Source organism: Gemmatimonas sp., assembly GCF_044345575.1.
In the GTDB taxonomy this organism is placed as follows: Bacteria; Gemmatimonadota; Gemmatimonadetes; order Gemmatimonadales; family Gemmatimonadaceae; genus Gemmatimonas.
Genome location: NZ_JBIJAW010000091.1, coordinates 1 through 11,021, shown reverse-complemented (window position 1 = coordinate 11,021; position 11,021 = coordinate 1). Strand labels below are relative to the sequence as shown.

Below are 11,021 nucleotides of genomic sequence, written 5' to 3'. Positions count from 1 at the left end.
TGTCGGCACGATTCTGCGACTGGCCGATGGCCTGTTCGAAGAAGAAGTGCGACGAATTCTTGTGCAGATTCTCCCAGCGGATGGTGCCCTGATTGGGGAAGGGCGTACTCTGGCCGGGCGTGGGCGTAGTGGAATACACGGCCACCACGTCGCCACACGGGGTGCCGGGGTCCGCCGCTGCCACACACGTGGTCGCGAGGTACTGCGGACGGTCACTGAAGTCGTATGCGGTGCGCTGGGTGATGATCTGGTCGGTTCCCTGCGCCCTGGTGCTGGTGATGGAGTACACCATGATGTTGGGCAGCGGATACCGGTACACCTCGCGACCGGTCACGCCGGCATTGAGGTTCACGTAGCTGATGTTCGTGCCACCGGAGTTGGCGACGAGGAGGGTATCCCCCATCACGCCATCGCGGTCGCGCGGCCACGCGGCGATACCCCAGGGGCGCGAGCCCACGGCGATCGGGGCGCGAAACGTCGAATCGGCGAGATTGAACACTTCGAGCCAGTTGCGCTCGATGTTCGAGAGGTACAGCCGATCGGTTCGCGGTACATACAGCGCATCGGCGATCTGCCCCCCTCCTGGCAACGGATTGGTGAAGCCCGCCACCACCCGTACGGTATCGGACCGCACCGCACCGCTGCCGAAGCGGGCCACGTCCCGGCGGTTGTTGGCGTTGCGGGCGAACCCCGCCACCGTGACGGACGTAGGGAAGGCCGTCACGGGGACGCGTACCTTGAACGTCCGGACCAGCGTGGTGAGTCCGCCGGTGGACGTCGCCGAGTCGGCGACCAGCACCTGGCCGGTGAGCGTGCGCACCTCATAACCGATCACGCTGATGCCGACCGGGTCGGTCGCCTCGACGAACACCGTGTCGCTCACTTCGACCCGCGGCGCCACCCCCGTGCGCACCACCGGGATGGTGGTCGACGTGGCGGGCGACTGTACGGCGTACGCCACCATCGTGCCCAGCACGCGCTGGTTGAGCGAGTCGGTGATGAACGGCGTCACATTGATCGTGGCGCCCTTCACCGTGTCCGGAATGGTGAGCGTGTCGAGGATCGAGAGCGAATCCCTGAGCGGCGAGCTATAGGAAAGCGAATCGCTGTAGCGGTACGCGCCGGTGATCTGGTAGCCGAGCGTGCGGACCTTGTAGCGCGCCTTGCCCGAGAGCGACAGCACGAGGGCCTTGCCGCTCACGACCGGCGACGCCGCCACCGGACTGGTGATGATCGCCTGTGGCGGTTCGAGGTTGCCGACGGTCAGCGCGACGAGCGCCGTATCGGACTGGTTGCCGGCGCCATCGATGGCCACCGACCGCGCGTTCACGGTCGATCCGATCGGCGCGTTGGACGGCACCTTCACGTTCACCGCGAGCGTCAGTGATGTCACGGCGCTCGTCATCACGGTGTCATACGTGGCCGTGATGCCGCCCGAGAGCAGCAACCGCACCCGCTTGAGCCCGATGTTGTCGTTCGCATTGATCGTCACGGCCAGCAGCGAGTCCGCCGCGGGCAGCCCCTTCGCGATGGACACGCGGGGCTTCACGGTGTCTGCGAAGGGCGGATCGATCACCTCGTCACCGCTGCAGGCGCCGAGGGTCGCGGCCGCCGCGAGGGCGACCAGACCCACGCGCCGGCGGGACCGATGTGTCCGGGAGTTTGAGATCATGTGGGAGTCTCCTCGTCGCGTCAGCGGCCCGGCGGCGGCGTCACGCCTTCGTCCAGGATGTGCGGTGTGACCAGGATGAGCAGGTCGCGCTTGGTCTCGTTCTTGGTGTTCTGCGAGAAGAGGCGGCCCACAAAGGGAAGGTTCATCAGTACCGGGATGCCGCTGCGGAAACGCGTGGTTTCGGTGACCGTCAGGCCGCCGATCACCGCCGCCTCACCGTCGGCGACCAGCACCTGCGACTCGGCGCGCTGACGATTGAAGATCACGCCCACGTCGGTCTGCGACACCTCGGCGCTCGAGTTCTCCGCCTTGATGTTCAGCATCACCATCTTGTTGTTCGTGATCTGCGGCGTCACCGACAGCTTGATACCGGCTTCTTCCTTCGACACGGCGGCACGGGGGAAGAAGGCAGCCGCATTGGGAGCCTGCCCCGCGCCACCGGCGGCACCGCCGCCCCCCCCACCGCCCTGACCACCCTGGGCGCCCTGTCCACCGGCGTCGATGACGCGAATGGGGATTTCCTGACCTACGAAAATCTCGGCGCTACGGTTGTTGAGGATCGTGATGCTCGGTTCCGACTGGACATCGGCGAGCGACGACGTCTGCAGCGCGTTGAGGAACGCGGTCAGCTGGTACCGGCCGAGCGCGGTGCTGTAGATGAGATTCAGCGCGTTGGGCTTGATCGCGTTATTCGCGTTCGCGATGCCGGCGATCGCATTACCGCCCAGGGCGATGCGCGCCGGACCCTCGAAGGGTGCGCCGCCGCCACGCGCATCAGGCACCCCGTCGCCGTCCGTATCGATATTGGTGAGCGTGTTCGGATCGGTGCGCGGCACGAGCTGCTGGAAGAACTGCTTGTTGCCGGTCCCGAGGTCGTAGGCGAGCCCGATATCCTGGATACCCGTGCGGTTGACGAAGATGATCTTGGCCTTGATGGCCACCTGCGGTGTGCGCACGTCGAGCTGCTGGATACGCGACACGATTTCCGGCAGGCGCGACGGGACTTCCGTGATGATCAGCTTGTTGGTGGCGCTGTCGGACGCCACCGAGCCGCGCACCACGCACCCCTGTCCGCCCATCTGCGGCTGGTTGCCCTGCGACGTGTTGCCAGCCTGGCCCATCGGCATGCCGAGATCGCGGCCGTTCTGCATGGTGCTCAACCCGGTGCAGTCGCGCGCGAGGAGCGCCTGCACCGTATTCCGGAGCACGGCGGCCTTCGCATAGTTGATGTCGACGATCTGCGTGACGAGCGGTTCGAGCGCCTGATTCGACGCGAGGTTGCGATAGCTGTCCACCGAGATGATCCCACTCGCATCCTCGGTAGCCGCCAGCCCCTGCGACTGCAGGATAGCCTGCAGGGCCACGTCCCACGGCTTGTCGGCGATATCGGCGGTGACCGTACCTTCCACGTCCTTACCAACCACGATCGTGCGGCCGGAGAAGGTGGCGAAGGCGGCGATCACGTCGCGGATGTTGGTACCGTCGTACGACACCGTGATGCGCGGCTTCTGCTGTTGCCGGCGGGCCGCGGAGATCGCCGAGGGCGAGGCAGGCGTACGCGGCGTGAGCATGTCGTCGGATGCATCATGCGCGGCATCGTGCCGGGGCTCGCCCTTGATCACCGTCGACACCGGCTCGGCCTTCGGCGCGTCGCTCGTCACGGCTTCCGCCTTCGCCGCTTCCGCGGCGGCGGGCGCGCTCGGCGGTACCGCGACCGGCGACTCGAGCCGGCCAGCCGCCACCGATGTCATCTCACCAGTCGGACGCCCCGTGGTCCAGCGGGCGAACTGCTGCGCTTCCGCCTCGATGTTGATGCGGATGCTGTTGCCGTCACGCTCCACCGTGTACTTGCGGGCCGCGTCGAGATCGACGACGAGCCGCGCGGTGTCGGGGCGGAACTGCGACAGGCGCACATTGCGTACGGCACCGCGAGCGCGACCGTCGTAATTCGATCGGATGGAGAGACTCGCGCCGCCCAGATCCACGACCAGGCGCGACGGATTCTCGAGCGTGAAGTGGTTGAGCGACACGGCCGCATCCACATCGAGCACGATGGCGGTCCCGTTGGGCGCGGGAGCCACTTCGAGGGCGCGGACGCGGCCGCGATTCGCGGCGTCGTCCGTGGTGATGGCCGTGGCGGCCGAAGGGGCGGTGTGTGGCGCAGGGGCAGGCGTGCCGCCCACCAGCATCGCGGCCATCACCGCAACGGTCGTCGGTCCCATCATGGATTCCTCACTTTCGTGGTATCGCTGCTCAGCGGCAGCGTCTCCTGCCGATTGAATCCGAATTCTTCGATCGAGAACTGCACGGCCTTCTGACGAATGCCGCTGACCCGCAGGCGGCCGAGCTGCTGCCCGACACGCACGCGGTACTGCGTCTTGGAGTACGAGTCGCGAAGGATCGCGACTGAGTTGTTGCCGTCCGGATCGAACGCCACCGCCGTGAGACGGAGGTCGCTCAGCAGCGGACGGACATCGCTGCTCGACATGAGCGACTTGTACGGATCACGACGACCGCTCCCGCTGTACGCAAAGGACTCGCGTTCGATGGTGATTTCGGTTGGCGTGACGGTCTTTCGTTCGGCCTTCACGGCCGGCGCCGGGGCCCCCACGGTGCCGGCGGACTCGCCGCGCACCGTCGTGGGTTTGCCCTGCGCCTCAACCGGGCGCGCCAGCATGGCCGACGCGAACAGGGTTAGCGCGAACACGGTGATTCGGCGGTTCATGATGCCCGCTCCTTCGTGCGCGGCGCGGGCGCCGTTTTCTCGACGTAGGTCTGCAGCGTGATCGTAGCGGCGAGCGCGTTCTTCTCCGACGTGCGCACCTGACCGCGCTGCAGGTTGGAGGAGCCGGCCACAACGGAGAAATTCACCGGCGCGACGATGCGCGGCAGCGACCCCACGTTGGCGAGGAACTCGCCGAACTGGTGATAGCCGCCGATGATGGTGATGGTGTAGCGATAGGTATCGAAGCGCTCCCCGGCGATGACCGGCTCGGGGACCACGCCACCCACGTCGAGCCCCGCGCGGCGCGCGGCGGTGCTTACTTCCTCGAGCAACGCCGGCACTTCGTTGCCGGTGGGCACCAGACGACGCATCACCGTGAGCGCCGACCGATTCTGAGCGGCCTGCGATCGGAGCTCATCGATGCTGCCACCCGCGAACTCTCGGGCGGCTTTCTGGTTGGCATCGTCGAGTTCCGCCACGTGAGCCTCGTCGAGCATGAGCTGCTCATTCTTCGAGGCGTACGGGTACATCCAGTAGAGCACGGCAAGCGCGACGGCCGTGAAGCCGATCAGCATCTTGACCTGGTCTCGCTGGTTGGTTGGGAGAAGGGCCATGACGAACTCAGCGAACGGGGACAACGAGCGGCGTCGTGCGAACGACGCCCGGGGGGGGCACTTCGAATTCGGCGTTCAACTCGAACTGCGTGACGTCCTTGCCTTCCACGATGACAATTTCCGACTTGGAGAGCGTGACCTTCTGGATGAAGGGCGACCCTTCGAGCTGACGCATGAACATCGTGAGCGCCTGGATATCGACGGTCTGGCCGACCACGCGGAAGCCGAGCGGCGGATGCACGTTGACCGTGTCGGCCATGGCTTCCTCACGCGCCTTCTTCTTGGCAGCGGCCCCGGCACCGACGGCCTGTGTTTCCGCGGGCAACGTGTCGACGCCCGGCGGCAACGGCGCCTTGGTGGTCTGCTCTATGACCGTCAGCCACGTATAGGCCGGCAGCGCCCGGCTGACCTCATCGAGGATGTGGGCCCAGTTGTAGCGGTTGTCGTCGATGGTGCGGATGATCTGCAACTGTCGCATGACCGAGTCGCGCTCGGCGGTAAGCCTGCGACGGGCCGAAAGGACCCTGGCGTAGCGCGTCGAATCGCGCACCGCCTTGTCCATTCGCCCTTCGATCTCCGTGGCCCGCGCGCTCTGGGCTGAGAACAAGAGACCGACGACGGCGAACGACACGACCACTGACGCAGCGGCGCCGATGAGCCAGGGATCCCGGATGTTGGAGCCAAGCGACGCGAGGGTCGCACCGAGGGAGAGCCCGCCCGTGGCACTCTTCCCCTTCTTTGCCCCCGGCAGGAGGTTGATCTCGAGCATCATGATGCGATTCCTCCGGCGCTCAGGCCGCGACGCGCAGGGCGAGTCCCACCGGCAGCATCAGCAGCGGGGCGACTTCGTCGGTGGACAGGAATTCAAGCGCGCCTTCACGCACCGCGATTCTGGCGAGCGCGTTTGCGGGCTGCACGGGAATGCGCAGGCGGTCGCTCAGCCACGGCAGCAGCCCCGGCACGCGGGACCCGCCACCGCACGCGTACACGGCACGAATCGCACCGAAGTTGCGCTGTGACGACGCGAGGAACGTGGCCGCGCGCTCCATGCCGATGGCGATCTCCTCACCGCGCATGGCGACGACACCGTCGAGCATGGGATGACGGTCGTAGCCGCGAAGAAACTCCTCGGCTTCGTCGGCGCTGATCCCATGCTCGCGCTGCAGATCCTCACGGAACCGGCGGGTGCCGACGCCAAGGTCGCGCGTGAGAATGGGGACACCATCATCGAGGATATTGAGGTTCGTGGCCTCGTTCCCGATGTTGAGCAGTGCGATCGTTCCGTCGATCGCATCGGGATAATTGGCCTCGAACGCGTTGTGCAACGCGAAGGCATCCACGTCGATGACCGAGGGCGACGTGCCGGCTTCGATCAGCAACGCCTGCTTCGCTTCCACCAGCTCCCGCTTGGCCGCGACGAGCAGCACGCTCATGTCGAGTCCGTCGCCATCGGGGTCGAGCACCTGGAAATCGAGTTCGACGGAATCCATGTCAAACGGCACATGCTGCTCCGCTTCCCATCGCATGAGCTCACGTGCCTGCTGTTCCTTGACGCGTTCCATCTGGATTTTCTTGACGATCACGTCACGGCCACCCACGGCGGTGACGAGATGCTTGGTCTTCGCACCCGTTGCGGCGAGCGTCTGCCGGATCGCGTCAGCGACGATGCCATAGTCCATGACTTCGCCCTCCACGATCGCCGTGTCGTTCAGCGGCGTGATGACGACCTTCGTCAACTCGGGCGTGGGGCCGCTGTGGTCAATGACCACGGCCTTCACCAGCCCTGAGCCGACGTCGAGACCGACAGTGAGTTTCTTCCGGCCGAAGAGCGCCATAAGACGGGGGGTTGCACAGTGGATGCATCGGTGTCCCGCTTCCACACGGTGTACGGGACTGATTGACCTGCCCTGAAACAGGCATGTCACCCTTGAAACGACCCGCGCCTCACGAGGTAACGCCCCCCGCAGGGAGGCAGGCGGGTACGCAGGCCCACTTCGTGACAGTGGAGGCCCGGCACCCGGCCGATGCCCTCGGGCGTTCTGACCGGTACCGCATCACCGCTGAAGGCTCTGCCAGAGAGAAAACGGGGCCAACGTGGGACGGGCGACGGCGGCGAGGGCCATTTGCACGGCACACCGGTCGTAGGACACGCGGCTTTGGGCGCCAAGGGTCACGCCGCTGGCACGGGGATCGACGGCGAGCACGGCGCCCTGCACGGACAATCGGGCGGCGGAGGCATCGAGGTGTCCGTCGACAACGAGCAGCCCCGTCACATCAACAGCACCGCTCACCACTAGATTTCCGCGGACCACAACTAATCCATCCCAGCGGGTTGGACCAACGAGCGACACGGTGCTTCCGCGCCATTGGAGTGCGGTCCATCCCTGTGACACCGGGAACGGGCCTCCTGTGACAGCGGCTGCCGTCACGGGCAGTCGAACGCCGATGGCCTCAATAGCGGCCTGCGCCTCGCGCAGCAGTGCCGGTGGCAGGGCGCTGGGCGAGGGCGCACTTGGCCAACTGCCGGGCACCTCTTCCCGAACCGAGGGCGCGACGATCGCCTCGATGCTCGCGGTATCTCGGGCGGGACCGCACGGGCTATTGGGCAGGGCGACGTCGCCCCCGGACACGCGTGTCCCGTCTCGCCCGACCACCGGCCCGTTGGTGCTCAGCGCCGCGGGGATGGGCAGAGGTGGTGGTGCCAGCCAGACCGCGCGATAGTGCTCGCGCACCGCGGCGTTCAGACGGCGTCCGTCGGTGCGGTGTGAGCGGGCACGCAGCGTGGCCACGAGCGGCTGCTGCCGTTGCCACTGTACGGCAACAGTGGTCCCGTTCACCTGTACCGTCCGGATTCGCGGAACACCCAGGGGCCGTATCCACAGTGAGTCCTCGACGTAGCGGTCGAGTGCCAGCGCAAGGGCTGCGTCGGCCGCCCCGGCCACGTCGGCTCCCTGCGCGGCCCCCTGCTGTCCCCACAGCCCGCGCAGTGCTTCGGCGGTCATGGCGAACGCCATCATGGAAGCGGCGGTGATGGCGATCAGCACGAACGGCAGGACGAAGCCGCGCGTGAGAGCGCGGGCACGGGTCCGCGAAGTGACCCGCCATCGGCCATGACGTGAGCGCATCAGTGACGCCGGAAGGCGTCGGCCCGTAGCGGGGCCACCGCGGTGATGCTATCCGCCGAGCGGGCAAAACGGGTCGAGGTTCGCCGGTGCATGAACAGGACCATCTCGATCATCGCCGCCCTGCCCCGTACGCTGTCGGGCGTAGTCTCCCCGATTGGTAGCGGGAGGCCGAGCGAATCGCGCGCGGTGAATTCCATGCCGCCGTCGGCGGGTGCGCGGAATGGACCGGCGACCGGCTGGATGGCTTCCCAAAGGGCGCCATCGCGCGACTGCCTGCCGAGCCACCATTTGGAGCTGCTGAGGTAGAGGCGATAGCGCACGTCCCGGTGTACCGAGATGGGCGTACCGGCCGCAGCTCGCGCGAGGGAATCGGTCAGGATGAGGCGCCACCGGCGCGTCGGCCCGAGGTCGGTGCCGCACCCGCCGGCAGTGAGCGTCTGTGGGGGCCGCGCGAGCACGCGATCCCGGGCATCCGGTGGCAGCGCTGGAGCGACGGCCGCCCACATGCGAACGGAGGCGCCCGGTCGCAGCCCGCCAACCCAGAGGTCTGTCGTGCCTGGCGGAGCGGCTGCGATAATGCTCCGCGCGTCGGGGGCCGCGCAGAGGGTGAGGACGCCGAGTTGTTCGTGAAACTGGAGGAGGGAATCGCTGACGACCGCCAGGTGGCGTCCAGCCAATGGTGCGAGATCCGCGGAAAGCACCTGCGCGATCTGACGGAGCTCCCGGGCCGTGGCGAGGGCACTCGATTGCCCACGAATGGTGTGGGCGAGTCGCACGAGCAGCATCGCGGCGATCGTGGCCAGCGTGATGGCCAAGGGCAGCGCCACCAGCAACTCCACCAGCGTCGTGCCATGCGGCCGCGCGCGGCACGGCGACCAACGCGGTGAACAACACGACGCGCGCGACTGCCTGGTCATTGGCACCAACCGCCAGCCGTCGTGATGCGGCGGCGCCAGCCGTTACCGGCAAACACCGAGCGCTGCCACCATGCCTCGACCTCGATGGTGTGCAGCGCGTTGGCACGCGTGCGGACGATGTGCAGCAGGCCGCGCGGGCCCACGGGCTGGCGCGTGATGCCCCCCGTGACGAGGCACGGCGTGGCCGCCGCGCGTGACAGCTGGGCGGCGGTCGCCTGCAAGACGAGGTCGCGCTGTCGGCTTTCGTCGACGAGATGCGCCGTATTGGCGGTGACCAGCAGCATGAGCGCGCCGGCGCCGGCCAGCAACACCATGGACACGCAGCACTCGACGAGGACGCGCCCGCGCCGAGGGCGAAGATGAACCGGCCGACAGGAGGGCCGGCGGAATCGTGCGGGACAATGCGATGCTGGGCGCATGGCGACATCGTACATCGCCAGCGCCCAGCGTTCGTCACCCAAAAATCGTGGGTTGTATCACGCCAACGCGGCCGCGTCGGCCGCGACTGGGCGTAGCCCAGTCGTATGGAGCGGGAGCAGAATCACGAAGGCCGCCCCACCTTCGCGCGCCCGCTGCACCCAGATCGTTCCGCCGAGGTTCTCGATCGTACTGGCGACAATAGCGAGACCGAGGCCAGTGCCCTTACCCGGCTGCTTCGTGGAGTAGAACGGTTCGAAGATCCGCTCGGCATCCTCCGGGGCAACGCCGGTGCCGGAATCAGCGAGCACGATCTGGAGGAACTTCGCAGGTGACTCGGGTCGGGAAAGCCAGGTCAGCGCGCGCTTGCTCGGCCGGTGCGCCCACTTCTGGGGGAACGGGTCGGTCCGCCGTTTCTCGATGCTCTCGCCGAACGCCGTGGCCTCGTTGATGCGGGAACGGATGAAGATATCGCCGTCACGATCCATCGCATCCACGGCATTGAGCAGCAGATTCACAAACACCTGCTCGAGGTCGTGACGCTCGGCGTACACGACGCCATCGGGTGCCTCGAGCTCGTCCATGACCCGAAAGCGCCGGGTGATCCCCTGATCGGCGAGCAGCCGAAGCACATCACCGATCACCTCATCCACCACGATCGGCTTCGGCGTGAGCCGGCGCGGCCGTGCATAGTCGAGCAGACCACGCATGATGCGATCGATGCGCGTGATTTCGCGTTCAAGCGCATCGAGGGGATCGCTGGTACCGGGCACGTCCGTCGTCCGCATACGCAGCACGTGGGCGTAATTGGCGATCGCCGAGACGGGATTACCGATCTCGTGCGAAATACCCGCGGCAATGCGCCCCATGGTGGCGAGTTTTTCGACGCGCATGCGAGACTGTGTGGCCGCCACCATCTGCTCGGTCATGCGATTGATGCTGGAGGCAAGCTGGTGGAACTCCTCGGTGCTTGCGGACGGTACCGTGTGCGAGGTATCGCCGCTGGCGATCGCATCCGCCGCGGCCACGCAGTGACCGAGCGGCTCTTCGATGAGCCGGGCCACCACGCGTTGCAGGATGCTGGCCGACAACAGGGCGACGAGGAACACGAGTACGGCGACGATGGGCCAGCGGATACCGGTCGGCAGCTGCTCCGTGAACCACATCGTCGTGATGATCGCGACGATGAGCCCAGCGCTGGCGGCAACGAAGACGCGCTGAAGGCGGTCGTGAATACTGGGGCGTTTGGTATCGGACACGCGATGACGATGACGCCGGAAGCCACCGGTGGCAATACGAGAGCGGCGTTTCCAAGGAAAAGGCAAAGGGGCCGAGCACGAAGCCCGACCCCTCCCCCCAACCAGATTCCTTGGGTTTTGCTGCAGGGCGCCGTAGCCCCTGCGCGAAGCCTTTCTGGCGCGGACGCCGTTTACTTGCAGCTCGCGCCGCCCGGCTCACCCTCGGCCAGGCCGGCCGGGGTCGAGGCCCCCACGCCGATGATGCAGGTCGAGCCCGTGGCGTTCGCATGCGTCGCCGATGCCGCCCAGCCCG

At 66.9% G+C, this 11,021-nt stretch carries 10 protein-coding genes; all 10 read right to left on the bottom strand.

The genetic code is table 11. The features are described from left to right. Positions 1-1,633, bottom strand: a 1,633-nt coding sequence (locus tag ACIQ6O_RS07600; protein ID WP_396207176.1) for a YncE family protein, incomplete at its 3' end; no start/stop codon positions are given. Positions 1,634-1,692: 59 nt separating this feature from the next. Then, positions 1,693-3,897 carry an AMIN domain-containing protein gene (locus ACIQ6O_RS07595; RefSeq protein ID WP_396207175.1) on the bottom strand — a complete coding sequence of 735 codons (2,205 nt, stop codon included), beginning with the start codon at positions 3,895-3,897 and terminating at the stop codon, positions 1,693-1,695. After that, positions 3,894-4,397: a hypothetical protein gene (locus tag ACIQ6O_RS07590; protein ID WP_396207174.1), complete on the bottom strand. Its 504-nt coding sequence runs from the start codon at positions 4,395-4,397 to the stop codon at positions 3,894-3,896. Before ACIQ6O_RS07590 ends, ACIQ6O_RS07595 begins: the two co-directional genes overlap by 4 nt. Beyond that, positions 4,394-5,011, bottom strand: a complete 618-nt coding sequence (locus ACIQ6O_RS07585; protein ID WP_396207173.1) for a type 4a pilus biogenesis protein PilO — start codon at positions 5,009-5,011, stop codon at positions 4,394-4,396. The genes ACIQ6O_RS07590 and ACIQ6O_RS07585 overlap by 4 nt, the downstream gene beginning before the upstream one ends. 7 nt (positions 5,012-5,018) lie before the next feature. Beyond that, positions 5,019-5,783, bottom strand: coding sequence for a PilN domain-containing protein (locus tag ACIQ6O_RS07580; RefSeq protein ID WP_396207172.1), 765 nt, complete (start codon positions 5,781-5,783; stop codon positions 5,019-5,021). A gap of 19 nt (positions 5,784-5,802) precedes the next feature. Next, positions 5,803-6,846, bottom strand: a complete 1,044-nt coding sequence (gene pilM / locus ACIQ6O_RS07575) for a type IV pilus assembly protein PilM (RefSeq protein ID WP_396207171.1) — start codon at positions 6,844-6,846, stop codon at positions 5,803-5,805. 219 nt (positions 6,847-7,065) lie between these two features. After that, positions 7,066-8,136, bottom strand: coding sequence for a hypothetical protein (locus ACIQ6O_RS07570; RefSeq protein ID WP_396207170.1), 1,071 nt, complete (start codon positions 8,134-8,136; stop codon positions 7,066-7,068). Further along, a complete protein-coding gene (locus ACIQ6O_RS07565; RefSeq protein WP_396207169.1) occupies positions 8,136-8,963 on the bottom strand; it encodes a hypothetical protein in 828 nt (275 codons plus the stop codon). The genes ACIQ6O_RS07570 and ACIQ6O_RS07565 overlap by 1 nt, the downstream gene beginning before the upstream one ends. Positions 8,964-9,049: 86 nt before the next feature. Next, on the bottom strand, positions 9,050-9,373 hold the full coding sequence (locus tag ACIQ6O_RS07560) for a hypothetical protein (RefSeq protein ID WP_396207168.1): 324 nt from the start codon (positions 9,371-9,373) through the stop codon (positions 9,050-9,052). 156 nt (positions 9,374-9,529) lie between these two features. Then, positions 9,530-10,729, bottom strand: a complete 1,200-nt coding sequence (locus tag ACIQ6O_RS07555; RefSeq protein ID WP_396207167.1) for a sensor histidine kinase — start codon at positions 10,727-10,729, stop codon at positions 9,530-9,532. Positions 10,730-11,021 lie beyond the last annotated feature (292 nt).

Bases quoted from the DNA above. Each gene is read 5' to 3' on its own strand.
- ACIQ6O_RS07595 (WP_396207175.1), bottom strand. From the start codon at position 3,897: ATGATGGGACCGACGACCGTTGCGGTGATGGCCGCGATGCTGGTGGGC.
- ACIQ6O_RS07590 (WP_396207174.1), bottom strand. From the start codon at position 4,397: ATGAACCGCCGAATCACCGTGTTCGCGCTAACCCTGTTCGCGTCGGCC.
- ACIQ6O_RS07585 (WP_396207173.1), bottom strand. From the start codon at position 5,011: ATGGCCCTTCTCCCAACCAACCAGCGAGACCAGGTCAAGATGCTGATC.
- ACIQ6O_RS07580 (WP_396207172.1), bottom strand. From the start codon at position 5,783: ATGATGCTCGAGATCAACCTCCTGCCGGGGGCAAAGAAGGGGAAGAGT.
- pilM (WP_396207171.1), bottom strand. From the start codon at position 6,846: ATGGCGCTCTTCGGCCGGAAGAAACTCACTGTCGGTCTCGACGTCGGC.
- ACIQ6O_RS07570 (WP_396207170.1), bottom strand. From the start codon at position 8,136: ATGCGCTCACGTCATGGCCGATGGCGGGTCACTTCGCGGACCCGTGCC.